Genomic DNA, 24,435 nt, shown 5'->3' on the forward strand with positions numbered 1-24,435 from the left:
CCCGATCCTGTGTTCTCCTGCGCCGGCCCGCTCGACGCGCCGCCGGAATGCGGGCGGGGCGGCCGGCTCGACGCCTCCGGCGGCAGCGGGGACCGGTTGCGACTGCCCTTCGTGGCCTCCGAGAGAGAACTCTCCACTGCGGTCTCGGCGCTGGCCACAGCCTGGAAGGGGTACACCGGGGCCGCGGTCGCGCCGCCGCTGCCCGCGATCGCCGTCCGAAAATGTCAGGGGGTGCGGGCATAGTGCGGGCCATGTTCAACGGGCTGCACGATCCCTCCCTCCCGGGCCTTTTGACGGCGCTCCGGTCGGCCGACCCGAGCGAGCGTGACGAGGCGCTCACCCGGTTGCACCGTGCGGTTCACGTCCATCCCGACACCATCGCCGGCCTGCCGTTCCTGTTCACGATGGCCACCGACCCGGCCACCCCGGACCGGGCCGCGATCGTCGCCCTGCTGGTCGACATCGGGCGGGAGATCGACGACGCCGCCGCGGCCCTCCGGGAGCGGGCCGCCACCTTCGCCGCCCTGGCCGCCGACCCCGACGTGCGGGTCCGCCGGGCCGCGATCCCCGCGCTCGGCCTGTTCCGCGACGACGCCCAGCAGGCCGCCGTGCTGCTCCGCGAGCGCCTGCCGGCCGAGCCGGGCGCCGCCGAGCGGATCCTGATCGTCGAGGCGCTGGCCACCTTGGCGCTGCGGCTGCCGGCAGCCGCCGACGACATCCTGCTGTGGTTCGGCCGGCTCGCCGGCGATCCGGCCGCCGACCTGTCGACCCGTCTCGCCGCGGTGATCCACCGTGCCCGCTGCACCCCCGGCCGGATCAGCGACGACCTCGTCCCCGCCGTGATCAGCCTGCTGTGGACGATCACGTCCCTGACCCCGCCGGGCGCGCCCTCGCCCGGCGACGCCACCCTGGCCGGCCTCGATGACGGCGTGCCACCGGAGATCGCCGCCGCCTTCGCCGACCTGGAGCGGCTTCAGCGTGTGCACGCGCCGACCACCGGCCTGCTGCGCACCCTGCACGACCTCCTCGGCGGCCGGATCATCGAGCGGACCGCCGTTCTCGCCGAGCAGTTGCGCAGCCCTGACACGGGATGGCGGCTGGACGCGATCCGGATGAGCGGCGACCTGATGACCCGATGGCGCGGCGACCACGCCGACCTGATCCGTCTGCTGGCCCGGCAGGTCGCCGACGACGATCCGGAGGTGGCGGCCGCGGCGGCGGCCGTCCTCGGGAGCTGTCATCCGATCGCCTCACCCGCGCGGGAGGCCCTGGCCGCGCGGGTCGTCGCCCTCGGGCCGCGCGAGTGGGCGGCCCCGCAGCCCCGCCTTCGGCGAGCACACCAGGAGGCGGTCGTGGCCCTGGCCCGGCTCGGCGACGAGCGGGCCGCGCCGAGCCTGTTCACCGCCCTGACCGCCGACGTGGACGCCTGGCGTGCCGTCGAGGCCGCCCGGTTCCTGCCGGGAGCCTCCGACCTGCTGGCGCCGCTGGTCGCCGACCGGCTGTCCCGCGCCGACCACAGCCGCGACCGGGACGAGATGGGCATCCACGCGATGCTCACCACCCTGTCGATGCTGGGCGAGCCGGGGACGGTTCCGGCCATCGCCGCCGCTCTCACCGCCGCCGTGCGGCACGGCCGCGCCGGCACGATCACGGCGGTCCTGACGGCGCTGGCCTCGTTCGGCCCGCTGGCGGAGAGCGCACTCGCCGACATCCGCCCGCTGATCGACAGCACCGACGCCGAGGTGCGCCATGCCGCCCTGGCCGCCCTCTCGACCGTCAGCCGCGACCTCGACGAGATCCTGCCGCGCCTGCTCGCGCTCCTGGACCCGCCCACCTCTCCATCCGAGGCGCCCGTCTTCTCCGGTCCGCGATCGAGCGGTCCGGCGGCCGCGGCGGAGGGGCCGCCCGGGGACGCGGACATGGCGGCGGTGCGGGCGGCTGTCGACGTGCTCAAGGTGATCGGGCCACCGGCTGCGGCCGCCGTCCCGCGCCTGCGTGAGCTGGTGGGCGGTGGCCGGGAGTGGGTTCGGGTGCCCTGTGCGGCGGCGCTCTGGGAGATCGGCGGTGAACCCGAGGCACCGGTCGTGATCGAGGCGTTGCTGTCGGCCTGGCAGCGCAACGGCTGCGTCGCCGACCCGGTGGTCGCCTGCCTGCGCCGAATGGGCCCGTCCGCGCGGCCGGCCCTGCCCCATCTGATCGCCGAACTCGCGCAGAGCCGCCGCGGCGACGGCGGGATCACCGACATCGAGGCCGACGAGAGACTCCAGCGGGCCTGCCGCAACGTCATCGCTCATCTGGGACAGTGAGCGGGGTCGAAATATGTCGGCACGCTACGTATGGTCCTCGGCATGCGGGAGACCACCTACTTCATCCTGGCCGCACTCCAGGACGAGCCCCGGCACGGATACGCGATCATCCAGCAGGCGTCGGCGCTGTCCGGCGGGCGGATCCGGCTCGCCACCGGCACCCTCTACACCGCACTCGACCGGCTCACCGGTTCCGGGCACATCCGGGTCGTCGAGGAGCAGATCGTCAACGGCCGGGCCCGCCGCTCCTACGAGCTCACCCGGGCCGGCCGATCCGCCCTCGAGCAGCACGCCGAGCAGTTGGCCGCCGCCGCCCGCATCGTCACCGAGCGCCGCGTCATCCGGATGGCGGTGCGTCCCGCATGACGATCTACGCACGGCTGGTCCGTCTCTATCCCGCCGATTCCCCACGTGAGAAGATCCTGGACACCGTGATGCTCGGTTCCGGCCGGTTCTCGGTCCGCGAGGGCCTCGCTCTGATCATCGGCGCGCTGCGGGCCCGCACCGGCGCCGACGTGCGCCGCAATCCGGGTGAGTTCGCCCGTTCCGCCGTCCGGCTGTCCGCCCTGGTCCTGCTCGTCTACGCGGCCGCCGTCGACCTGACCGCCGCGCCGGCCCCCGGCGCGCCGGCCCTGTTCGGCAGCCTCGACTTCGTCCAGTACCCGATCGCCGCCCTCACCGCCCTGGTCCTGCACGTCGTCGCGATCGTCGCGCTGGCCCGCGGCGCCTATCTGACGGCCGCCACCGGCGCCGTCGCCGCCCTGATCGCCTCCGTCGTGTCCCAGTCGCGTTCCGGTTCGTCCTGGAGCTACGCCTGGTACTACGACGGGTTCTGGGCCGCCCCGCTGGCGGTGCTGCTGATCCTTGCGCTGCTCGGCGCGCGCCGCGAGCATTCGTCCCCGGCCGGCTGGCTGCTCGCGATCGTCCCGGCGATCAGTGTCCTCCCGACCGGCGCCGGTCATGTTCTCGGGCTTGACCTGTTCTACCGGCAGCAGGCCCTCGTCGCGGTGTTCGCGCTGGCTCTGGCGTGGTCGTTCATTGACGCCCGGGTTCCGCTGGCGGTCGCCGCGGTCGCCGCCGTCGGCATCCTCACCCGCCTGACTCTCGCCATGCTCGACGAGATCCCCGGCGGCGCCGACACCATCCTCTCCGGCATCGCGGTCACCGCGATCCCCGCGGTCGCCCTGATCATCGCCGCTGTCCTCAGCCGCCGCCGCGCCGTGATCTGATCGGGGGCCCGGATCCGACAACGACTGACCGTGCAGATCTGGGAACGCTGAGGAGGAGTGGTGGCGATAGCGTTCGAGCTGGTGGTGAACTTCGGTGCGAACCACGACGCCGCCGAGCGGGCGCGTGCGGCCGTCAGCGGTCATCCTCCGCTCCACGTCGGCGATCACCGGATCCCACTCCACGAGCCGCTGCTCATGACGGCTCGCTCCAGCAGCGGCCGCGAGTTCCTCGAGATGTCGGTCCTCCCGGTCGGTGTCGGGTCCGGCGTCGCGCCGGACCGCGGCCGGCGGTCGATCCCGCTCACCGGGGAGGAGTTCGGCCTACTGGGCCACGGCCTCTACGGCCTTCTGCGGCGGTTCACCGGTTACCGGGCGGCCCAGGTCGGATGGAACCCGGAGGACCGTGTCGACCTCGACGAGCTCCGATCCGACTGGATGGCGGAGCTGGCCACCGGCCGGATGCCCGGCCTGACGCTGGCGGACGACGTCCACCGGGACCTCCACCGGGACCTCCACGGCTCCGGCTTCACCCGGTTCGCGCCCGGTCACGTCTGGATCCCCTACCGGGGCGAACAGCCATCGGACCTCGCCTGACATCGTTACGGCGGTTGTCCGCCTCCGGTCCGCGGCGCTTCTCTCACCCCATGCTTCGGTACGGGCCACGCAGCGTCCCGTGCCTCGCGGCGGCCACGGCAGGCGTCCCCTTCCGACCGTCCCCGGGTGCGGGTCATGCATGCCCGCCCCGGTCACCCCCGGCCGTGACAGCCAGCCGGACAAAACCGAGTGGGGCCATATGGTCCGGCGGGCACCGCAGTCGTTGCGGCCGGCCCGCTACGATGCGGCGGTGGACCGGATCGAAGTCACCGAAGCGGGCATCACAGTGACGAGTGTCCAGGAACCGGTGTCTGGGTCTTCGGCAAGGAGATGAGGCCGGGATACACCCATGTCTCCGAGTTGCCGTGGGACGAGATCTCCTCGGTGTTCATCCAGGTGCTCGAGATGCCGGACGGTCGTCACTGGAGCACCCTCGTGGTGGATCTGACCTGGGGTGAGTTCTACGAGATCGCCGACGACTCCGAGGGATACGCGGACGTGGTCCGGGAGTTGTGCCGTCTGCCGGGTCGTCCCGTTCCCGAACCGGCGACCGAGGCGGAGATCTGGCCGGCCGACGAGTAAGCGGGCCGCCTGCTGGGAGGCTTCGCGGCTGCCGTGCCGACTCCCGCATCGCCGACGGGTCCCATCGTGCCGCGGGAGCGGAGTCGACGTCACGCCGTGGCCCGCCAGGCACTTCAACGGGCGGATCCACGACCTGCCGGTGACGCGCATCGACTGATCGGTTGACGAGGGTCCCGGCGGCGGTCGATTCGCCGCGGCCGGGCGGGCCACACGCTGGAACCATGACAGCCACCGGATCCATCAGCCTGCGGGACCGGGCGCTCGCCCCGGATCTGGCCCGCGGCCTGATGCTCGCCCTGATCGCCCTCGCCAACTCGGTCCTCTACCTCTACGGCCGGCCCTACGGGGTACGGCAGCACATCGTCGAGAACGGCCTGCCGGACCGGATCGTCAGCGTGCTCACCGTGACCCTCGTCGACGCCCGCGCGTACCCGCTGTTCGCCGCCCTCTACGCGTACGGCGTCTTCCAGATCCTGCAACGCCACCACGACAAGTCCGTGATCAAACGGCGCAGCCTCTGGCTGATCGTGTTCGGGTTCCTGCACGCCGTGCTGCTGTTCCCCGGCGACATCCTCGGCCTGTACGGGCTCGTCGGCTTCCTGCTGCTCGCCGTGACCCGGGCCGGTGACCGGCGGCTGCTCGTCCTCGCCGGAGCGTGGCTGGTCGTGGTGGCCGTGCTGCAGGGGGCGGCGTATTCGATGCCGTCCACCGGGGAGCGGACGTTCTTCTGGTCGTTCGAGACCGCCGAACCGATCGCCGCGTTGATCCTGCGCCCCGTCGAGTGGTTGATCACCCCGTTCGGTGTGGCGGGCGTGGGCAGCGCCGTCCTGGTCGGAACGTGGGCGGCCCGGCGCGGCATCCTCACGGACCCGGCGGCGCACCGGACGCTGCTGGTCCGTACCGCGGTGATCGGTCTCGCCGTCGCCGTCGCCGGTGGCCTGCCGATCGGGCTGGCCGTGGGGCACTTCTGGCACACGGACGCGCTCTGGGCTCTCAATTCCCTGCACGCGGTCACCGGGGTCGCCGGTGGGCTCGGCTACGCGGCGCTGATCGGCCTGATCGCGATCCGTTCGCGCCGCGGCCGGATCGTGCGGGCGCTGGCCACCGCCGGCCAGCGGTCGCTCAGCCTGTACCTGTTCCAATCGGTGGGTTTCGTGCTGGTGCTGACACCGTTGCCGTACAGCCTCGGGCTGGGGGACACCCTCGGCGCCGCCGGGGTCGCCGCGTTCGCCCTGCTCACCTGGCTGGTCTCGGTGCTGCTGGCACCCCTGACGCGGCGCGGTCCGGCGGAGGTGCTGCTGCGCCGGCTGACGTACCGTTCGACGAGTGACGTCCGTGGATGAGCAGCGGGAGCGGCGATGGAACCGGGCGTGGGCGCTGGCCCCGTACGGTCTCCTCGCCCTCGCCTGTCTGGTCTTCCTGGTCTCCGGCCGTGCCGACGCGCTGACCCTGGTCGTCGCCGGCGGCCTCGCGGTCCTGCACTGGTGGTTCATCGTCGCCCATCCGGGCTGGTGGGAGCGCCGCTCCTGGTGGAACGCCGGCTACTTCGCCGCCGTCCTCACCCTCACGGCCGTCCTCCTGCACCGCGACGCCGCGTTCCAGATCTTCGTCCCGGCCTGCTACCTGATCGCCTTCCTGGCACTGCCCGGCTGGTGGGCCTACCCGGGCGTGTTCGCCGCGAACCTGCCGACCCTGGCGGTGACCGGCCCGGACGCAGGCTCGCTACTGATCAGCTTCGGGGTGGCGACGCCGCTCGCGGCACTGTTCGGCGGCATGGTCCGCACCATGGAGCGGGAGGCGATCCGGCGGCGCGAGGTCAACAGCGAACTGGTCGCGATGACCGTCGAGAACGCCCGGCTGGCCCGGGAGGCCGGCGTCGCCGGGGAACGCGCCCGGCTGGCCCGCGAGATCCACGACACCGTCGCGCAGGGCCTCACCGGTATCGTCACCCAGCTCGAAGCCCTCGAGACGACACCCTCCGACTCCGACCGGCGGCGCCTGGACACCGCCCGTGCGCTGGCCCGGACCAGCCTTCAGGAGGTGCGGCGGTCCATCGACGCGCTGCGGCCGGGGCCGCTGCGCGATGTGCGGCTCGGCGAGGCGATCGGCCACACGGTCCAGACCTGGAGTGATCAGTACGGAGTGAGCGCCACCTTCACCGTCACCGGCACCCCGTCGCCGCTGCACTCCGCATGCGAGGTGACCCTGCTGCGTGCCGCGCAGGAAGCCCTGTCGAACGTGGGCCGGCACGCCTCCGCGGGACGGGTGCACGTCACCCTGTCGTACATGGAGGACGTGATCGCCCTGGACGTGCACGACGACGGCATCGGCTTCTCGCCGGCCGACGCCCGCGGCTTCGGCCTGACCGCGCTGCGGCAGCGGGCCGGCGCGCTCGCCGGTTCGGTGGAGATCGAGTCCAGGCCCGGTGCCGGGACCACGGTCAGTGTGACCGTGCCGCTGATCGAGGCGCGACGATGACACTGCGCCTGCTCGTCGTCGACGATCACCCGGTGGTGCGGGACGGGTTGCGGGGCATGCTCGGCACCCAGCCCGACTTCGAGGTGACCGGCGAGGCCGCCGGCGGCGCCGAGGCGCTGACCCTGGCCGAGGCGCTGCGCCCGGACGTGATCCTGACCGACCTGCGGATGCCCGAGCCCAGCGGCGGCACGCTGATCCGCCTGCTGCTGGAACGCGTCCCGGACACCCGGATCCTGGTGCTGACCACCCACGACACCGACTCCGACGTGCTGCCGGCGATCGAGGCTGGCGCGATCGGTTACCTGATCAAGGACGCCCCGCGCGAGGACCTGTTCCGGGCCGTCCGGGCCGCCGCCCGCGGCGAGACCGTGCTGTCCCCGTCGGTGGCCGCGCTGCTGCTGGCCCGGGTGCGCCCGCAGTGGTCCGCGCCGCGGGCGCTGCTCAGCGCCCGGGAACACGAGGTTCTCACCCTGATCGCCGAGGGCCGCACGAACCGGGAGGCGGCCGCCGCGCTGTTCCTCAGCGAGGCCACGGTCAAGACGCACCTGCTGCACATCTACGCCAAGCTGGAGGTCCCCGACCGGGCGTCGGCGGTCGCCGCCGCCCACCGCCGCGGCATCCTCTGAAATTTGTCGTACCCGGGCCATGCGATCGTCTGCTCGGCGGACTTCTACGGCGGCCCGGAGGACGACTACATCGAGGACGGCGAGGCCGTTGCCAACTGGATGGTTTGGCCCTTTTGTTGGCCCAACAGATCACCAGAGATTCCCCATGCTTGCGCACATCGACCCCTACGGAAAACGATCGTCAACCGGAGGCAGATGTCAGCGATGCTTGAGGAGCTGGCAACGATCCAGCCCGAACTTGACGACTTGGCGCAGAGTACCGCCCGCGCGTTGGGCGTCCTTATAGCGGCCTACGGCGATCGGCCTCATCGTCACCTCTGGTTCATCGGCGACTGAACAGCAATGGTCGAGACTTTTTCGTCTTGGTCCAGAAGGCGTCAAAGCGAACTCCCTTCGGCACGACCAGACGCCGGCCTGTCACCGCCGACCACCGGTCGGGACGGCGGCGGCCGGCCCGAGTGCGGACAGCGGCATTTGCGGATATTCGAGGCCATACGCTGACGGCCTTAGCCTGCGCCACCGGTAAGGCTGGCGGTGTGGGCGATGATCCATGCGGCGTCCCGCTGATAGAGGTCGACATGGCTGCGGAGGTCCTCGTGGCCGGCGTCGGCGCGGGCTTGAGTGAAATGGGCCAGGTCATACAGGCGCTGCACGGTGGCGGGAAGCACGGCTGCCGTGTCCAATTCCTGGCCGAGGTAGCGGCTGTAGGTGTCACAGAGCAGACGCAGGCGTCGGGCTCGCTCGTCCACCTCACTGTCCAGGCCGTCACCGTTTGCCGGATCGGTCAAGGGCACCAAACGGTAGGCGAGGTAGGCCAGATCCCACACTCGTGGGCCAGGAGAGGCGGTGTCCCAGTCGATGACCCCGGTGAGCCGTCCATCGGCGAAGACCATGTTGTAGGGGGCGAAGTCGTTGTGGCAGATGACCTCGACCGGTTGGTGCGCAGAGATCTGCCAGCTCGCGTTCGTGGTGTCGAAGCCGGTGCTGGCCGCGTGCAGCTGGGCCAGGTGCCGGGCTGCGTCGGTCAGAACGTCTTCGTTCCAGATCCAGTCCGGCAACGGGTACTGCGGCACTTCGCCGGCCAGGTAAGACACGCTGTCGCGTCCGTCCTGATCGCGCCCGAGGGGCTCGGGTACCCAGTCCAGGCCATGCTGTCTCAGGTGCCGCAGGAGTCGTTGAATCGTCGGGCTCCAGGCACCGGAACGGCGGCGGACGCTGACGCCTACGCGTACGGCTCCACCCATGCTGCCCCCTGGCAGTACTTCCTCCTGCTCGATCGCTGCACCGGCATCGTGATCACTCATGGACAGCATTCTGAGTGGAGTGACGGCGTACGGAACACCGACTTTTCCGTCCACGGCAACATCCTCGATTCGGCAAGAGAATGCTGTTGGAGGATCGCTATCCGTTTCGTTGGGTGTGGCTGTGCAATACGATGTGACGTCCGTCGGTCAGCGGGTACGGACGGTGCCGGGCGCGATCACACCTGCGGATGCAGTTGGCCTGGTGGCGAAATCGGTTGCCGCGTCGTCGATGTGTGGCACCGTGTGAATCTCCACTTCCTACCGCGAGGCCACGGTGACGATCTACTTCTACGGGGCCGACGAGGTTCCGTACGGCTGCTTCTCCAACTTCTCCTCGCACGGTTTCGACCTCGACGGGCGCTGGTGGCCGACGTCCGAGCACTACTTTCAGGCTCAGAAGTTCGCCGGCACCCGCCACGCCGAACTGATCCGCCGGGCGGCCGGCCCGCTGCGCGCCGCCGAACTGGGCCGTGACCGGTCCAAGCCGCTGCGCCGTGACTGGGAGCGGGTCAAGGACGATGTGATGCGCCGGGCCGTGGCGGCCAAGTTCGCCGCTCACGCCGACATCCGGGCCGTCCTGCTGGACACGGGCGACGCCGAGATCGTCGAGGACACCGGCGCCGACCACTACTGGGGTCGAGGCCGGACCGGCACCGGCAAGAACATGCTCGGCCGAATTCTGATGCGCACCCGCACCCTGCTGCGCGCCGACGTGGGGGGCGGTCACCCGTCTTCGCGCCGCTCGTGACCCGGCGGATCCGGCCTGAGAGCCGGCCCGCCGGATGGTGGCGGGCGGAATTCACCGCCACCATCGGTGGGACTCCGCGCTATCTGTTCGGGCTGTCGCAGCCGAGCGCGCCCTGGTAGCCGTTGTCCACGTCGCCGGACGCCACCTGTGCGGCGACCTCACGCAGAACCTTCGGCCAGGCCCCCTGAGCCTCCATCTCCTCGAGCACCCGCCACCGCGTGCTGCTGCGCAACGCCTCCGCCGCCCGGCCGGTCGCCGCCGCGTCGCCGGCCTTGTCCGCGCGGATCCACTCGCCGATCCACGCGCACGTCACCCGCCCGGTCACCTCGGCGCCGAACTGGTACGCGTCGTTGGCGCCGTCGACCCGCACGGCCGCGACGTCGAAGCCCGGCGGGATCGGCACGTCGGTGAGCACCTTCCGTACCTGCTCGCGTACCTCGCTCGGGGTGACGACCTCGGGCGGCATGGCGGCCAGGAACGCCGCCGCGTCGACCCGCTCGACCTTCTTCAGCAGTGCCTCCACGCCGGCCCGGGTCCAGCCGGAACCGGTGCGGATCTCGACGTACGCCCCGTCCCGCGGCTGGACCAGCACCCCGAACTCGCTCGCGCCGTACGACAGGATGTGCGCGGGCGTGCCGGCCACCGTGGTCGCCGACGGCTTCCCGTCACGGGCCCGCTTGTCGTAGAAGGAGCGGTACCGCTCCTCCGGATACCAGTTCATCTCGATCTGGCGGTTGCCGTCGACGAACTCGATGGTTCCGGTCTGCGCGGCGAACCCGTACACCGTGGTGATCTTCCAACCCGGCTCGCCGATCAGCAGCCGCGGCAGCTTCTCCGCCGCCATCAGGTCGAACTGGTAGTCGCCGGAGTGCGCGCTGGGCAGCGCCGTCGACGGAGCCGGGTTCTCCCGGCCGCGGTCACCGAGCAGGGTGGTGGCCCCGATGACCCCGGTGACGACAGCGGCCGCCGCGACGGCTCCGGCGAAACGACGGGCGAAACCCTTCTTCGGTACGGGTACGAGCACCGGCGTGGACATGATCTCCTCCAGGAGCGTCTGCTCCGCCCCGCCGAGGCGCTCGATCAGATCGGTCCGGTACGGGTCGGCGTCGTGAACCATCCGGTCCAGCTCTTCGTCACTCATCGCTCCTCCTTCGGGGCGGTGGTGGTCAGGACGTCACGTACATGTCCGTCCACGTACGGGTCGTCACCGATCAGTTCGCGCAGTCGCGCGCGGGCCCGCGACAGCCTGGTCCGGGCCGCGCCGGCGCTGATCCCGAGCACGTCGGCCGCCTCGCGGGGCTGCAGGCCCTCCCAAGTGGTCAGCATGATCAGTTCCCGGTCCGGTTCGTCGAGGCGAGCCAGCGCCGCCCGCACCGCCAGCCGTTGCGGCACCTCGCTGGCCGGGTCGCGGGACACCACCGCGGTGATTCGCTGGCGTAACCGTTCGCCCAGCCGTTCCCGGCGGGTTCCGCCCCGGTGGTGGTTGGCCAGGACGCGACGTGCCACCCCGTACAGCCACAGTCGTATCTCGTCGTCGGGTGGCAGGTCACCGCTGCGGCGCCAGGCCACCAGGAACGTCTCGGCGACCACATCCGAGGCGTCCGCGTGCTGGTCGACGCGGCGTGACGCGTACGCCAGCAGTGCCGGGAAGTTGCTCGCGTAGACATGCCGGAAACGCTGCTCGTGCTCGGTCCCAGAACTCACGTCACATCCATGTCCGGACCATCGGTTAGCGTTACGCCGATGACATCGACGGACTTCTACCGTATCGGCGGGGACCTTCCGGTGCGGCGACTCGGTTTCGGCGCCATGCACCTCACCGCCCAGGACCGCCGGATCGCGCTCGCGGTGCTCCGCCGGGCCGTCGCCCTGGGCGTCACCCTGATCGACACCGCTCATCTGTACGGCGGTGGCGTCAACGAGGAGATCGTCGCCGAAGCCCTGCACCCCTACCCGGACGACGTGCTGATCACGACGAAGGTCGGCGTCGCCCGTACCGGTCCGGAGGGGGAGTGGCGGCTGGACGGCCGGCCGGAGGTGCTGCGCGAGCAGGTCGACCGGGCGCTGACCCGGCTGCGGGTGGACCGGATCGAACTGCTCCAGCTGCACCGGATCGATCCGGAGACGCCACTCGCCGACCAGGTCGGCACCCTGCGCGAACTGCGGGACGCCGGCAAGATCGGCCGGATCGGCCTGTCCGAGGTGACCGTGGACCAGCTCGGCGAGGCCCGGCGGATCGTCGACATCGTCAGCGTGCAGAACCGCTACAACCTCCTCGACCGTGAGCACGAGCCGGTTCTCGCCGCCTGCGAGACTGCCGGCATCGCCTTCCTGCCGTGGCGGCCGACCGCCGCGGGCGGTTCCGGGGCGCGGGCGGCCGTCGCCGACGTGGCCGCCGAACTGGGCGTCACGGCCACCCAGGTGGCGCTGGCCTGGCTGCTCGCCCGTTCGCCGGTGATGCTGCCGATCCCCGGCACCGCCAGTCTCGCCCATCTCGAGGAGAACGTCGCCGCCGCCGATGTCCGGCTGTCGGCCGCCCACCGCGCGCTCCTGGACGACCTCGAACCGGCGTGACCGGGGCGCGACACCGCTGATGTCGTGGATCGTCGAGGTGCGGATACCGTACAGCCGGAGCAGTAGGACACGTCACCGGCGCGGGGGTACGACGCGACCCGCACCAGCATGCCCGCCCGGTGACGCGGCGCACGAGGGAGCACGGCGTGAAGTCGACGGAGGCACGTGACCTGGCCGCCGGCCTGATGAAGAAGCACGGCCTCACCGGTTGGCGGCTGACCTTCGACGACGCGAAGACCCGCGCCGGGGTGTGCCGTCCCGACCGGAGAGAGATCGGCCTGTCCCGCCCGCTGACCCGCCTCCACACCCCCGAGCAGGTCACCGAGACCGTCCTGCACGAGATCGCCCACGCCCTCGCCGGCCCCGGCCACGGCCACGACGACGTGTGGCGAACGATCGCCCGGCGGATCGGCTGCTCCGGCACCCGCTGCGTCCCCGAGGACGTCCCCCGCGTCGACGGCGACTGGCAGGGCACCTGCCCCGCCGGCCACCGCACCACCGCCCACCGCCGCCCCACCCGGGTCCGCTCGTGCGGCCGGTGCTCCCCACGTTTCGACCGCTCCGCCGTGTACGAGTGGACCTACCGCGGCCGTCCCGCCCCGATGCTCCCCGCTTACACCGCCGAACTGAACGGCCTCCGATCCACCACGGACGCCACGCCACCGCTGCCCCGCGTCGGCGACCACGTCCGCCTGAAGGGCGCGGGAAAGTACGGCGGCCTGACCGGAACCATCGTCAAACAGGGCCGTACCCGCTTCCACGTGCAAACCGAAGCGGGCCTCCTCCAAGCCTCCTTCACCATGGTCGAACCCACCGCACCCTGACCGCCGCACACCCACCCTCAGCGCCCCGCCCGGGCCCAGCGACACACCGGGCAGGCGCACCGATCCGCCTTCCGAAACTCGATCCCACTCGGAGGAACCGGCAATCATCCACCCCCACCGAAAGCCCTCGCCAGCGACAATTCGTGGAGCCGAAAAACAAAGACCTGAACAACCAATCACCACCGCACGGTGACCACAGCGAACCGTTCCACGCCGGAAAACAATGAGTGTCACCGCAACCGCCATCCCGCAATGGCCACACTCATTCAATAAGGTCTCGCCGCCGGATAACCCGGGGACCCGTGACTCCCGCCACCACGAATGCGCGTCGAATCGCCTCTGCTTGACCCCCGGCGAACCCTCTGCCACCGAAGAGGCTGCCGCCCACGTAACCGTCCCATGGCAGACCCGCTTCGTCGCGGTCTCGCGACCCGGGATGGCTTGGTGCCACACCCTCGCCGCGGGTCGCGCTGCCGGTCCTGTCACCTGCTTCACCGACGTCTCCGACTGGCTCGTCTTCGCCGTGGCCGGCGTCTCCGACTGGCTCGTCTTCGCCGTGGCCGAAGTTTGGGACCGGCTCCTCTTTGCCGTGGCCGACGTTTGCGACTGCGCCGCTGTCTCCGTTGCTCGAGGCCCTGCGCCGTCCTCTTCCACAACTGATTCGGCTCGCTGGACTGTCACCTCTGCCGCCGCTGAAGAGGACAGCCGTGCGCGCGACTGCACCTGTGCCGCTGAGGTGATTCGTGGTGGCGGCGCCGCCGGCCGTGCGGCCCTCGGCGCGACCTCCGCCGGAATGCTCCCAGCGGCAGGCGGCAGCAGCGACACGGCACCGCTCTCCCGCAGTCGCCGGAGTTTCTCGGCATGGCGTCGCTTCAGGCCCCAATCACGACGAATCTTGTGCTCACGCCGAAACTCCTCGCGCTCGGGATCGTAATTCCGGGCCTTGGTTCGATCCCGCAGAGCCGCAGTCTCCGCCCGACTGAACAATGACATCTGCCCCACCCGTATATTGTCCCAGGCCGGAGTCCGAAAGTGTAAGCAGTGGATCAACCATAATCATTTTCCAAGCATTCCCGGAATCGCTTGACCTCCCTTCAGGGCAGGATCGTCCGCGCAATGGCAGATCGTGCTCGGCTGTCTCTGGCCGCTTCGGAGACGGCTCTGATTGTGTGGCTGGTGTCGGCTCGCTGGGGATGAGCCGGCGGCAGTGACGGTGACTGTTGACCTCAACTCGGCACCTTGAAGGTATTTGTCCGTCTGCCGCTGCCGCTGCCGCTGCCGCTGCCGCCGGCCAGGGCCGGGCCGGGTCCGGCCAGGGCCGGGCCGGGTCCGGCCAGGTTCGGGCCGGGTCCGGCCAGGTTCGGGCCGGGTCCGGCCAGGTTCGGGCCGGGTCCGGCCAGGTCCGGGCCGGGTCGGCCCGGAGACAGTGGCTTGATCAGGAGCCCGACCGCCGTTCAGGTCCGCCGTCTCCGGGCGAGCCTCGCCGCCTCCACACCGGGCAAGGAAGAACGCATGCCCATGCCGGCGGACCTCGCCGACGTGCTCATCGGCGTCGACACTCACGAAGAGGCCCATAACGCCGCGATACCGCTACCGGCGGTGTCCCGGCCGCGACACCGTGACCACCGATCCGACGGCGACGCCGAGCCGGCCGCTCCGGGAGCCGGACCGCGCGCCGGTGTCCGTCCCGGTCGACGCCGTGTTCGGCCTGGTGGTGATGGTGGCGGGATCGGAGCGGTGACCGGACGCGGTGACCGGACGCGGTGGCCAGACGCGGTGACCGGTGTCGGTCACCGCGCCGGGCCAGTTTCAAGGCAGGGTGTAGAACCGGCTCGGGTCCTCGGCCAGCGAGGCCTTCACCATGGCGCTCCACTTGTCGACGACCACCTCCATCAGGTCCTGCTCGACGCCGTCCAGCGCGGCCCGTACGACATCTGCCGGATCGGCTTTCTCGATGTCGAAGCCGGCCATCATGTCGGTGTCCGCGGCACCCAGGTGCACCCCCGTGACCAGGGTTTTCTGCCCTGCCAGTTCCAGGCGGACACCGTTGGTCAGGTTCCATGCGGCGGCCTTCGCGGCGCCGTAGGCGGTGGCGCCGTCGGTGTTGAACCAGGACAGCGCGGACAGCACGTTGAGGATGGCGCCGCCGGCCAGGCGCGGTGCGAACGCCCGGATCATTCCCAGCGTGCCCCAGAAGTGGGTGTCCATCTCGAGGCGGATCTTGTCGAGGTCGCCGGTGACCAGATTCGTGTACGTGGACACACCCGCGTTGTTGATGAGCAGGTTGACGTCGGTGGCGACCTCGGCGGCCGCGGCGATGCTGGACTGGTCGGTGATGTCCAGGCGCAACGGTTCCACGCCCGGGATGTCGATCAGCTCGGGACGGCGGGCGGTGGCGTACACCTTGGCCGCGCCGCGTTCGAGCAACTGCTGGGTGAACTGCCGTCCGAGACCGCGATTTGCGCCCGTGACCAGGGCGATCGCTCCGTTGATCTGCATGTGGCTACGCTAGGACCTGACGTTGACGTCAGAGGCAAGTCGTGGGATGGAGGTCACCATGCGGATCGGCGAACTCGCGGAGCGGGCCGGGGTCAGCGTGCGCGCGCTGCGGTACTACGAGGAGCAGGGTCTCCTGCACGCCGAGCGCAGCGGGAGCGGCCAGCGCCGGTACGCGGCGCCGGCCGTCGAGCGGGTGCGGCTCATCCAGATGCTGTACGCGGCCGGTCTGACCAGCCGCACCATCGCGGAGCTGCTGCCCTGCGTGGACGCCGGGGTGAGCACCCCGGAGTCGCGGGCCCGGCTGGCCTCCGAGCGCGACCGCATCGACGGGCAGATCGCCGAGCTGACCCGGACCCGGGATCGGCTCGACGAGGTGATCCGGTCCACGTACCGCACCGACAACGGCTGCGTGCACCGGGCCGCATAGGCGCCACCCCTCCTACGGTTTCATGGTGTGCAGGAAGTCGGCGGCTCGGGTGACGTAAGGCTCGACGTCGTACAGGTCGATGTGCCGGGCGGCGTCCAGCCACACCATCGACTTCGGCCCGGCGGCCGCGGCATAGGTGGCCTCGGCCAGTTCCGGCGGGCAGTAGTCGTCGACCCGGCCGTGCACCAGCAGCAGCGGGGCGACCGCCGGTACCCTTCCGGGTCGCCGGCGGCGAACCGGGCGGGGCTGTTGTACGCGCCGGCGATCCCGATGACCGCGCGCAACCGGGGATCGGCGGGGCCGCTCGCCGCGATCTGTCAGTGGGCGACCGAGAACGGACAGCGGTAACGTCGGATCGATGTTCGACGTTTTTCAGCTCGACCGGCTCGACCTCGATGACGTCTCGCTGCGGTTCCGGCACGGTGGCTCCGGTGTGCCGGTGGTCCTGTTGCACGGGCATCCGCGGACCCACACCACCTGGCATGCGGTCGCGCCGTTGCTGGCCGCCGACCACTTCGTGGTCACACCCGACCTGCGGGGGTACGGAAGGTCCACCGTCCCGCCGGATCGTCCCGATCACGCCCAGTCGTCCAAGCGGGAGATGGCCCGCGACGTGGTCCGGCTGATGGCGCACCTGGGTCACGACCGGTTCGCGGTCGCCGGGCACGACCGTGGCGCCCTCGCCGCGTTCCGCACCGCGATGGATCACCCGCGGGCGGTGACCCATCTGGTGGTCATGGACGGCCTGCCGGTGGTCGAGCACCTGGAACGCACCGATGCCACCTTCGCTCGGGTGTGGTGGCACTGGTGGTTCCTCGGGCAGACCGAGAAACCGGCCGAGCCGCTGATCAACGCCGACCCGGACGGCTGGTATCGGACGCCCGGTCCGGAAGTGATCGGCGAGGGCAACCATGCGGACGTGTGGGCGGCGTTGCGCGACCCGGACGTGGTGCACGGCATGTGCGAGGACTACCGGGCCGGTCTCGGCATCGACCGTGGGCACGACGAGGCCGACCGGGCCGCGGGCCGGCAGGTCCGGTGTCCCACGATGCTGCTCGAATCGGTGCACGACGACATCGACATCCACGGCGATCCGGCGGCGATCTGGGCGCCGTGGCTGGCGCGGCCGTTGCGGCACCGGCGGATCGACAGCGGGCACCACCAGGCCGAGGAGGCGCCCGAGCAGGTGGCCGGTGAGCTGCGGGAGTTCCTCAGGAGCGCAGCGCGGTGAGGACGGCGCTGATCTCCGGGCGCGGGGTGGGGGAGCGGCGGACCGCGGCGATGATCCGGCGGGTCACCGGCGGGGTGAGCGGGCGGGTCGCGACCTGGTAACGCGGGTCTACGGCGAGGCTCGGCAGCAGCGTGATCGACGCGCCCTTCTCCACGTGCCGCAGCGCCAGCATGTAGTTGTTGAACCGGCAGATCACCGCCGGTTCGAAACCGGACTCCCGGCACAGGCGGGTGGCCAGCGCCGACATGTAGGAGCCGGCCACGTCGAAGGTCCACCGCTGGTCCGCGCAGGCGTGCAGGGCGACCGCCTCGTGCCCGGTCAGCGGATGCCCGTCGGGCAGCACCAGGACGATCTCGTCGGCGGCGATCGGGACCAGGTCGATGGCGGGGTCGAGTTCGGCGCCCGCGAAGTCGGCGGTCGTGATGATCACGTCGACCTCGCCGCGGCGCAGCGCCGGCATGCTGTCGTGCGGTTCCGATTCGAGCAGCACCACCGTCACGTCGGGATGCCGGGCGGCCAGGGCGGCGACCGCCGGTTCGGCGAGGGCGTGGACGGCGCTCTGGAACGCGGCGAGGGTGACCGTCCCGGCGGGCTCGTCGGCGAGCCCGCGCAGTTCCGCCTCGGCGGCGTCCATGGCGGCCAGGATCTCCCGGGCCCGGCTGGCCAGCAGCACCCCGGCGGCGGTCAGCCGGACCCGGCGGCCGGTGCGTTCCAGCAGCGCGGTACGCGTCTCCCGCTCCAGGGTCGCGAGCTGCTGGGACACCGCCGACGGGCTGAGGTTGCCGCGCTGGGCGACGGCGCGGACGGTCCCGTACGTCGCCAGGTCGGCCAGCAGCCGCAGCCGCCACGGATTCAGCGTCACGCCCGCACTGTACGGCTCCGCTTAACAGCCACGGTGAGAATGTGAGATGGACCTGCCCAACACCGGACTTCTAGCGTCGGGGCATGGCTGATTCGTTCTGGTCCGACGCCGACCGTCACCTGATCCGTTACTCCGGCGCGGGCAGCTTCGTGCCGGAGATCATCGAGCGCGCCGAGGGCAGCTTCGTCTGGACCGCCGACGGCCGCCGCCTGCTGGACTTCACGTCCGGGCAGATGAGCGCGATCCTCGGCCACTCCCATCCGGCCGTCGTCGAGACGATCCAGCGGCAGGCCGCTACCCTCGACCACCTGTTCAGCGGCATGCTCAGCCGGCCGGTCGTGGATCTGGCCCGGCGGCTCGCCGCGTCGCTTCCGGATCCCTTGGAGAAGGTGCAGCTGCTCACCACCGGCGCCGAGTCGAACGAGGCGGCGATCCGGATGGCGAAGCTCGTCACCGGCGGCCACGAGGTCATCTCGTTCGCCCGGTCGTGGCACGGGATGACGCAGGCGGCGGCGGGCGCCACCTACAGCTCGGGACGCAAGGGGTACGGTCCGGCGGCACCCGGCAACTTCGCCATCCCGACGCCGAACGCGTACCGGCCGGACTTCACCACCCCGAACGGCGAATTGGACTGGCGGCGGCACCTGGACTTCGCGTTCGAGCTGTTCGACGCCCAGTCGGTGGGCAGCCTGGCGGCCTGCATCGTCGAGCCGATCCTCAGCTCCGGCGGGGTGATCGACCTGCCGCCGGGTTATCTGGCGGCGCTGCGGGACCGGGTCCACGAGCGGGGCGGGCTGCTGATCCTGGACGAGGCGCAGACCGGGCTGTGCCGGACCGGGGACTGGTACGCCTTCCAGCGCGACGACGTCGTCCCGGACATCCTGACCCTGTCCAAGACGCTCGGCGCGGGCCTGCCGCTGGCCGCCGTGGTGACCAGCGCCGCGATCGAGCAGGCCGCCCACGACCGGGGTTTCCTGTTCTTCACCACGCACGTCTCCGACCCGCTCGTCGCCGCGGTCGGCAACACCGTCCTCGACGTGCTCACCGCCGACCGGCTGGACGAGCAGGCCGCGGAGCTCGGCGCGTACCTCCGCAAGGGTCTGCTGGAATTGGCCGAACGGCATCCGGCCATCGGGGACGTGCGGGGCCGCGGTCTGCTCGTCGGCCTGGAGCTGGTGCTCGACCGGGACACCCGGCAGCCGGCGAACGAGCTCGGCGCCGCGGTCACCCGGCGTTGCCTGGAGCTGGGCCTGCACATGAACGTGGTCCAGCTCCCGGCGATGGGCGGCGTCTTCCGGATCGCCCCGGCCCTGACCTCGACGCACGCCGAACTGGATCTGGGCCTGGAGATCCTGGACCAGGCGATCACCGACTGTTCCCAGCGTGGGGAGTTCCGCCGCGCATGACGCCTGACGTCGACAGGGTTGTCGCGGGCGGCCCGCGTACGACGGCCGTCCTCCACCGGCAGGAGCTACCGTCGCCCTACGGGTGTCGTCGCGCGGCACGGCGGCGTTCAATGGTGAGCCATGAGATGGTTCCGGCGAACGCCCCCGCGCCCGGGCTACGCGGTGGACGGTGTCGAGCCTTACCGGGGTGACGACGGCGTCGACTACTACACCGGGGAGCAACTGGCCGGGCGGCCTGTGGTGGCCGAAGCGGTGGCGCGGCTGCCGTACCAGGAGCCGTACCTCGTCGAGCTTCCCCTCTATCTGTCCGTCTCCACAGCCGACGGCAGGAAGTGGACCTTCGCGGTCGACGAGTCGGTGCGCTGCCTCTTCGACCTGTCGTACGGGGGCAGCGACATCGTCGAGGAGCACCTTTCGGCGCAGCCGTGGATCACCGCGGTCGAGCGGGTCGATCGTGACGTGTTCGAGTGCACCGTCTCGGAGGACCTCACGGCCGACGTCGTGCTGGCACGCTGCATCGACATCTGCGGCGAGGTCTATCGCCGCCTCGACCCCTGACCCGCACGACACCGTCAGTGCCGGTGGAGTCGCCCTCGGTCGCGCGCCGATCGGTCACCGGCCGCGACGTCCGGGTTTCCCGTGCGCCGGCCGGAGGCGCCGCGGAGGTCAGGCGAGGACCTCTTTCCACTCGCGGATCTCGAAGGCGGCGACGACGCCGTGGCGGACGAAGGGGTCGTCGGCGGTGAACCTCTCGACGGACTCGCGGGTGGGGAAGAGCCCATGATCACTGTGAGGAGTCCTATCGGATACGGGATGTTGACATCGGAACCGAGGTCGCGTTCACTTCGTGACGACGCGGGTCACTATGTGTCTCGAGCTGCGTCGATGGACGTCCTGACGGATCATCGGAGGCGTGTGTGCCCGCGGTGGCACGACCGCACGGCTGAGCGATCGAGCCGGTGCCACCCCCGGTCGTCCGCTGGCGTGCGCGCGTCGGTGCGGGATCGTGCACTGTCCCGCCCCGCACCCGTACAGGTCAGGAAAAGCAAGGAGCAACCCGTGTCGATCACCCCCGCTGACGTCGACGGCATCGCTTTCCGGGCGCCGGCGTCGGGCGCGCGTGGCTATCACGAGGACGAGGTCGACGCATTCCTGGAGGGCGTGGCCGAGGAGATGCGCCGGCTCGCCGCGGAGAACGAGGCGCTCGCGCTGCGCCTGCAGCACGAGGACCTGGCCGGGCATCTGGAGCGGCTGCGGCGTGAGTACGAGCAGGCGCAGGCCCGGGTCGAGCGACTACGGGCGGAACTGGCGCAGGCGCGGGCCGGGACGCCGGGATCCGAGGAGACGGGGCTTCTGCGGCTCGCCCGGCGTACCGCTGAGGAGCACCTGGACGACGCCCGCCGTGAGGCGGCGGACCACCTCAGGAAGGCGGCCACCGAAGCCGGCAAGGTGGTCAGTGACGCGGAGTTGCGGGCGTCGACGATCGTCGCCGACGCCCGGCACTCCCACGCGGAGCAGATCGCCGGACTGGCCGCGAAACGTGCGGCGGCCCTGTCCCGCATCCAGGAGCTCACCGTGACGGCCGACTTCCACCGCAAGGCGGTGGCCGCCGAGCTGACCCACCGACTGCGGGCCATGGACGGCGGCGCGCCGGCTAAGCCTCCGGGTGCTCCGTGACGTTCTGCAGGTACAACGCCTCGCCGAGCTTCTCGATCAGGGCGAGCTGCGTCTCCAGATAGTCGACGTGGTGCTCCTCGTCGGTCAGGATGTCCTCGAAGATGCGGGCCGAGGTGACGTCACCGACGGAGCGCATGTGCTCCAGGCCGCGGCGCAGCCGGTCGACGGCCTCCACCTCGATCTTCATGTCGCACTCGAACTGCTCCTTGACCGACTCGCCGATCCGCAGCACGGACAGCTTCTGGTAATTGGGCAGTCCCTCGAGGAACAGGATCCGGTCGGTGAGGACCTCGGCGTGCCGCATCTCGTCGATGGATTCGTGCTTGGTGTGTTTCGCGAGCACGGTGTAACCCCAGTTCTCCTGCATCTTGGCATGCAGGAAGTACTGGTTGATAGCGGTCAGTTCCGCGGTGAGCTGTTCGTTCAGAAACTCGATGACACGGGCGTCGCCTTGCATGCCAAATACCCCCAGTTATGGCTTAACTGAGGTTCAGCGTAACGGCTCGGTGACGCTAAGCGACTAGTGGTAGGCGCGTGTCGGCGGTCTCCTCCTCGATCAGGTCACAGATACGTTCCAGGCAGCTTCCGCAGCCGGTGCCGGCGCCGCAGGCGTCGCCGACGGCCTCTTCGGTGTGCGCACCGGAGCGGATGATGGAGCGGACTTCACGCTCGCGAACGTGGTAACAAATGCATACGAACATCGAGCGCGGGTCTCCAATAGCTTAGCCTTACCTTCGTTAGGTTTCCCTAAAAACCCAGCTCACGCAAGCCCCGGATCTGTGACGAGGCTCCGCTCATCGAGATTTCTCGATAAGGGTGCGCCGGGCCGGATTCGCGTGAGTCATCTGTGCGAGGACTGTGCGTCCACTAGGATCAGCATGTGCGATTAGCGCGGGCCGTCGCTATTTCTTGACACTGCTCCGGCGACTTTCCTAATGTCAGGAAAGCGATTCCCCGATGCCTTTTCCCGGTGGGCTGTCACGTTTTGGAGAGGTCCATGTCTGCTGCCGTCCGCCACGCTCTGGAATCCTTCGGAGCTCGCGTCTCCCATGCCCGCTGGACCGCTGCTCAGGTGATGTCCGAGCTCCGGCAGCCGGAGCAGGAGGGCGGCCTGGACCACGATCCGGATCCTCGCGTGGAGAACGTCGAGGACGTCGACGATCTGCACCGCCACTTCCCGCGCCCGTGATTAGCCGAATCGCACATGAGAACAGCCTGTGCGGCACCTAGGAATTGCGTGTGGTGAGGGCTTCGGCGATCGCGTGAATACGGTTCCGGCCCTCGTTCTTGGCGGTGTAGAGCGCCTCGTCGGCCCGCTGGAGCAGCTGCTCGACGGTCTCCGTGCCGTTCCAGGTGGCCACCCCGATGCTGCAGGTCTGGCCGTCCGGCGTCGCGGCCCGCAGCCGGTCCAGCACCTCGACCGCCGGTGACGTTCCGGTCGCCGGCAACGCGACGACGAACTCCTCACCACCCCAGCGCGCGAGGAAATCGTCCGCGCGCAACTCGCTCGCGAACGCCGCAGCGGCCTGCCGCAGCAGCTCGTCGCCCGCGGCGTGCCCCCGGGTGTCGTTGTAGCGCTTGAAGTGGTCCAGATCGGCGATGGCCACGGTCAGCGGCGCGCCGTCCTGCCCGGCCCGGGCGATCATCCGGTCCATGGTCTCCTGCCACGCCCGCCGGTTCGGCAGCGCGGTCAGCATGTCGGTGAACGCCATCGCCTCCAGCCGGCGCAGCAGCTTCTCGTGCTCCAGGGCGAGCGCGGTCTCGTCGGCGAGCAGGCCGACGGCGCGCGTGCGGTAATCGCTGACCGAGTCGACCCGGCGCTTCCAGCCCACGGCGAGCACCGCGATGACCCGGCCCTCGGCGATGACCGGCTGCCACAGCATCGACCGGCTCTGCACCAGGCGCAGCAGCGCCGCCGAGACGCGCGGGTCACCGTCGGCGTCGGCGATGAAGACCGGCTCGGCGCTGCGGTAGGTGTGCGCGATCATCGACGGCCCGTCCAGCGGAACCCGGGTGCCGAGAACGTCGGCGCCGGTGGCGATGGTGGCGACCAGTTCCCGGGGTGGCCCGGTGGGTGGCGGCTCCAGCAGCGTGACGTTGTCGGCGGCGGCCAGATCCTGGATCGCGGCGACGATCGTGGTGCGGGCGTCCTCACCGGTACGGATCCGCCGTGCCGCGGCGGCCACCGCCGCCAGCAGCCGGTCGGAGTCGCGGACCGCCTCCTCGGCCAGATGCCGGTCGGTGATGTCCTGCAACTGCACCAGCGTCCACGGCTGCCCGCCGACCTCGCTGTTGCCGACCGTCAGGTACGCCCACCGCACCGACCCGTCCGGCCGGATCACCTCCCGGGTGCCGTCCTCGCTGCCGTCCGCGGCCAGGTACGGCCCGAGGTCCGCGCCCAGCACGTCGTCCCGGCCCACCAGCGCGCAGAACGCCGGGTTCGCGGACACCACGCATCCGGTCCCGTCGGCGATCGCGACCCCGGTCGGCGAGGCCTTGAACAGCTCCTCGAACCGGTGCGCCACGGTCCGGGCCTGCTCGTGGACGGCCCGGAGCTGTCGCTGGCGGCGGCGGAGCGCCTCGTGCAGCAGCACGCCCAGCGCCGCCGCGAACGCCATCTGCACGCTGTAGTAGCCGAGCTCGGGAACCCGCAGGTGATCCAGGGACGTCACGGTGGCGATCCAGCCGACGCAGCCGGCCAGGGCGGCCGACGCGGCGATCAGCCGCGAGGTGACCGCGGCGCCGATCGCCAGCAGGGTCAGCATCAGCGTGATGCTGTAGTGCAGCTGCCCGGTCACGGCCACCTGGGCCACGCTGTCGGCGACCGGCAGGAACGCCAGCCACTCGCCGCGGCTGCGGCCGGGCCCGGCCAGGCGCGGGCGCAGGGTGGCGAGCGCCATCAGCGCCGCGGTGGCGACGTCCAGCAGGGTCATCACCGTGCGGGCGGTGCCGGTCAGGGTGAGGAAGTTGGTGACGGCGAGGGCGCAGTAGACGGCGGCGACGGCGCCGCGGATCCATCGGGTGGCGGCGTCACGGCGCTGGATCGTGTCCGTCATGGCTGCACCCGC

Annotated in this window: 28 protein-coding genes; 19 read left to right on the top strand and 9 right to left on the bottom strand. The window is 70.9% G+C overall.

From position 1 onward, the window contains the following. Positions 1–9: 9 nt before the first annotated feature. From Aut01nite_RS18530 to Aut01nite_RS18570, 9 genes are all read left to right on the top strand, one after another. Positions 10–243, top strand: coding sequence for a hypothetical protein (locus Aut01nite_RS18530; RefSeq protein WP_043523309.1), 234 nt, complete (start codon positions 10–12; stop codon positions 241–243). An 8-nt stretch (positions 244–251) separates the two neighbouring features. Further along, positions 252–2,306 carry a HEAT repeat domain-containing protein gene (locus Aut01nite_RS18535; protein WP_152628530.1) on the top strand — a complete coding sequence of 685 codons (2,055 nt, stop codon included), beginning with the start codon at positions 252–254 and terminating at the stop codon, positions 2,304–2,306. Between the two features lie 42 nt (positions 2,307–2,348). Beyond that, positions 2,349–2,672: a PadR family transcriptional regulator gene (locus Aut01nite_RS18540; protein WP_043523392.1), complete on the top strand. Its 324-nt coding sequence runs from the start codon at positions 2,349–2,351 to the stop codon at positions 2,670–2,672. Beyond that, the gene (locus Aut01nite_RS18545; protein WP_043523311.1) at positions 2,669–3,535 is read left to right on the top strand and encodes a hypothetical protein; all 867 of its coding nucleotides are present in this window, start codon (positions 2,669–2,671) and stop codon (positions 3,533–3,535) included. Before Aut01nite_RS18540 ends, Aut01nite_RS18545 begins: the two co-directional genes overlap by 4 nt. Before the next feature lie 60 nt (positions 3,536–3,595). Next, positions 3,596–4,129, top strand: a complete 534-nt coding sequence (locus Aut01nite_RS18550) for a hypothetical protein (protein ID WP_152628531.1) — start codon at positions 3,596–3,598, stop codon at positions 4,127–4,129. 330 nt (positions 4,130–4,459) lie between these two features. Continuing rightward, entirely contained in the window at positions 4,460–4,711 is a 252-nt protein-coding gene (locus tag Aut01nite_RS18555; RefSeq protein WP_043523313.1) for a hypothetical protein, read from the top strand. Between the two features lie 221 nt (positions 4,712–4,932). Beyond that, entirely contained in the window at positions 4,933–6,054 is a 1,122-nt protein-coding gene (locus tag Aut01nite_RS18560) for a DUF418 domain-containing protein (RefSeq protein WP_043523314.1), read from the top strand. After that, on the top strand, positions 6,038–7,189 hold the full coding sequence (locus tag Aut01nite_RS18565; protein ID WP_043523316.1) for a sensor histidine kinase: 1,152 nt from the start codon (positions 6,038–6,040) through the stop codon (positions 7,187–7,189). The genes Aut01nite_RS18560 and Aut01nite_RS18565 overlap by 17 nt, the downstream gene beginning before the upstream one ends. Next, positions 7,186–7,815: a response regulator gene (locus tag Aut01nite_RS18570; protein ID WP_043523317.1), complete on the top strand. Its 630-nt coding sequence runs from the start codon at positions 7,186–7,188 to the stop codon at positions 7,813–7,815. The genes Aut01nite_RS18565 and Aut01nite_RS18570 overlap by 4 nt, the downstream gene beginning before the upstream one ends. Before the next feature lie 506 nt (positions 7,816–8,321). On the opposite strand, the gene Aut01nite_RS18575 is transcribed toward Aut01nite_RS18570, so the two are convergent. Beyond that, positions 8,322–9,119 carry a phosphotransferase enzyme family protein gene (locus Aut01nite_RS18575; protein WP_052163340.1) on the bottom strand — a complete coding sequence of 266 codons (798 nt, stop codon included), beginning with the start codon at positions 9,117–9,119 and terminating at the stop codon, positions 8,322–8,324. 274 nt (positions 9,120–9,393) lie between these two features. Between Aut01nite_RS18575 and ybiA the strand changes: the two genes are divergently transcribed. After that, a complete protein-coding gene (gene ybiA, locus Aut01nite_RS18580) occupies positions 9,394–9,867 on the top strand; it encodes a riboflavin biosynthesis intermediates N-glycosidase (RefSeq protein WP_043523319.1) in 474 nt (157 codons plus the stop codon). A gap of 79 nt (positions 9,868–9,946) precedes the next feature. Here the strand turns inward: ybiA and Aut01nite_RS18585 are convergent, their stop codons facing one another. Next, positions 9,947–11,008, bottom strand: coding sequence for a hypothetical protein (locus tag Aut01nite_RS18585; RefSeq protein ID WP_043523320.1), 1,062 nt, complete (start codon positions 11,006–11,008; stop codon positions 9,947–9,949). Beyond that, the gene (locus Aut01nite_RS18590) at positions 11,005–11,571 is read right to left on the bottom strand and encodes an RNA polymerase sigma factor (RefSeq protein ID WP_043523322.1); all 567 of its coding nucleotides are present in this window, start codon (positions 11,569–11,571) and stop codon (positions 11,005–11,007) included. Before Aut01nite_RS18590 ends, Aut01nite_RS18585 begins: the two co-directional genes overlap by 4 nt. A gap of 39 nt (positions 11,572–11,610) precedes the next feature. On the opposite strand from Aut01nite_RS18590, the gene Aut01nite_RS18595 reads away from it, so the two are divergent. From Aut01nite_RS18595 to Aut01nite_RS44835, 3 genes are all read left to right on the top strand, one after another. Beyond that, positions 11,611–12,441, top strand: coding sequence for an aldo/keto reductase (locus tag Aut01nite_RS18595; RefSeq protein ID WP_043523323.1), 831 nt, complete (start codon positions 11,611–11,613; stop codon positions 12,439–12,441). 146 nt (positions 12,442–12,587) lie between these two features. Next, positions 12,588–13,265, top strand: coding sequence for a SprT-like domain-containing protein (locus tag Aut01nite_RS18600; protein ID WP_043523324.1), 678 nt, complete (start codon positions 12,588–12,590; stop codon positions 13,263–13,265). A 1,220-nt stretch (positions 13,266–14,485) separates the two neighbouring features. Beyond that, a complete protein-coding gene (locus Aut01nite_RS44835) occupies positions 14,486–14,842 on the top strand; it encodes a hypothetical protein (protein WP_204037576.1) in 357 nt (118 codons plus the stop codon). Between the two features lie 232 nt (positions 14,843–15,074). On the opposite strand, the gene Aut01nite_RS18610 is transcribed toward Aut01nite_RS44835, so the two are convergent. Next, positions 15,075–15,764, bottom strand: coding sequence for an SDR family oxidoreductase (locus Aut01nite_RS18610; protein WP_043528713.1), 690 nt, complete (start codon positions 15,762–15,764; stop codon positions 15,075–15,077). A gap of 58 nt (positions 15,765–15,822) precedes the next feature. On the opposite strand from Aut01nite_RS18610, the gene Aut01nite_RS18615 reads away from it, so the two are divergent. Then, entirely contained in the window at positions 15,823–16,191 is a 369-nt protein-coding gene (locus Aut01nite_RS18615) for a MerR family transcriptional regulator (RefSeq protein ID WP_043528749.1), read from the top strand. Positions 16,192–16,203: 12 nt separating this feature from the next. Here Aut01nite_RS18615 and Aut01nite_RS18620 read toward each other — a convergent pair whose 3' ends face one another. Beyond that, complete coding sequence (locus Aut01nite_RS18620; RefSeq protein WP_161790691.1) at positions 16,204–16,377, bottom strand: alpha/beta hydrolase family protein; 174 nt, start codon at positions 16,375–16,377, stop codon at positions 16,204–16,206. Positions 16,378–16,549: 172 nt separating this feature from the next. Here Aut01nite_RS18620 and Aut01nite_RS18625 point away from each other — a divergent pair, with 172 nt between their 5' ends. Further along, on the top strand, positions 16,550–17,422 hold the full coding sequence (locus tag Aut01nite_RS18625) for an alpha/beta fold hydrolase (RefSeq protein WP_043528712.1): 873 nt from the start codon (positions 16,550–16,552) through the stop codon (positions 17,420–17,422). Here the strand turns inward: Aut01nite_RS18625 and Aut01nite_RS18630 are convergent. Continuing rightward, positions 17,403–18,284 (bottom strand): LysR family transcriptional regulator, encoded by an 882-nt coding sequence (locus Aut01nite_RS18630; RefSeq protein WP_043528710.1) that lies wholly within the window; start codon positions 18,282–18,284, stop codon positions 17,403–17,405. The two genes, Aut01nite_RS18625 and Aut01nite_RS18630, sit on opposite strands and share 20 nt — an antisense overlap. Positions 18,285–18,367: 83 nt before the next feature. Here Aut01nite_RS18630 and Aut01nite_RS18635 point away from each other — a divergent pair, with 83 nt between their 5' ends. The 3 genes from Aut01nite_RS18635 to Aut01nite_RS18645 all read left to right on the top strand — a co-directional run bounded on the left by Aut01nite_RS18635 (position 18,368) and on the right by Aut01nite_RS18645 (position 21,367). Further along, the gene (locus tag Aut01nite_RS18635) at positions 18,368–19,690 is read left to right on the top strand and encodes an aspartate aminotransferase family protein (RefSeq protein ID WP_043528708.1); all 1,323 of its coding nucleotides are present in this window, start codon (positions 18,368–18,370) and stop codon (positions 19,688–19,690) included. A gap of 120 nt (positions 19,691–19,810) precedes the next feature. After that, positions 19,811–20,248, top strand: coding sequence for a hypothetical protein (locus Aut01nite_RS18640; RefSeq protein WP_152628907.1), 438 nt, complete (start codon positions 19,811–19,813; stop codon positions 20,246–20,248). A gap of 501 nt (positions 20,249–20,749) precedes the next feature. After that, positions 20,750–21,367, top strand: a complete 618-nt coding sequence (locus Aut01nite_RS18645) for a DivIVA domain-containing protein (protein ID WP_043528705.1) — start codon at positions 20,750–20,752, stop codon at positions 21,365–21,367. On the opposite strand, the gene bfr is transcribed toward Aut01nite_RS18645, so the two are convergent. Then, positions 21,345–21,824 (bottom strand): bacterioferritin, encoded by a 480-nt coding sequence (gene bfr / locus Aut01nite_RS18650; RefSeq protein WP_043528703.1) that lies wholly within the window; start codon positions 21,822–21,824, stop codon positions 21,345–21,347. The two genes, Aut01nite_RS18645 and bfr, sit on opposite strands and share 23 nt — an antisense overlap. A gap of 55 nt (positions 21,825–21,879) precedes the next feature. Next, positions 21,880–22,068: a (2Fe-2S)-binding protein gene (locus Aut01nite_RS18655; protein WP_043528701.1), complete on the bottom strand. Its 189-nt coding sequence runs from the start codon at positions 22,066–22,068 to the stop codon at positions 21,880–21,882. A 296-nt stretch (positions 22,069–22,364) separates the two neighbouring features. Here Aut01nite_RS18655 and Aut01nite_RS18660 point away from each other — a divergent pair, with 296 nt between their 5' ends. After that, on the top strand, positions 22,365–22,556 hold the full coding sequence (locus Aut01nite_RS18660) for a hypothetical protein (RefSeq protein ID WP_152628906.1): 192 nt from the start codon (positions 22,365–22,367) through the stop codon (positions 22,554–22,556). A gap of 37 nt (positions 22,557–22,593) precedes the next feature. Here Aut01nite_RS18660 and Aut01nite_RS18665 read toward each other — a convergent pair whose 3' ends face one another. Continuing rightward, positions 22,594–24,423, bottom strand: coding sequence for a sensor domain-containing diguanylate cyclase (locus Aut01nite_RS18665; RefSeq protein WP_043528700.1), 1,830 nt, complete (start codon positions 24,421–24,423; stop codon positions 22,594–22,596). Between the last annotated feature and the right edge of the window lie 12 nt (positions 24,424–24,435).

The organism is Actinoplanes utahensis, from assembly GCF_016862455.1.
Classification (GTDB): Bacteria; Actinomycetota; Actinomycetes; order Mycobacteriales; family Micromonosporaceae; genus Actinoplanes; species Actinoplanes utahensis.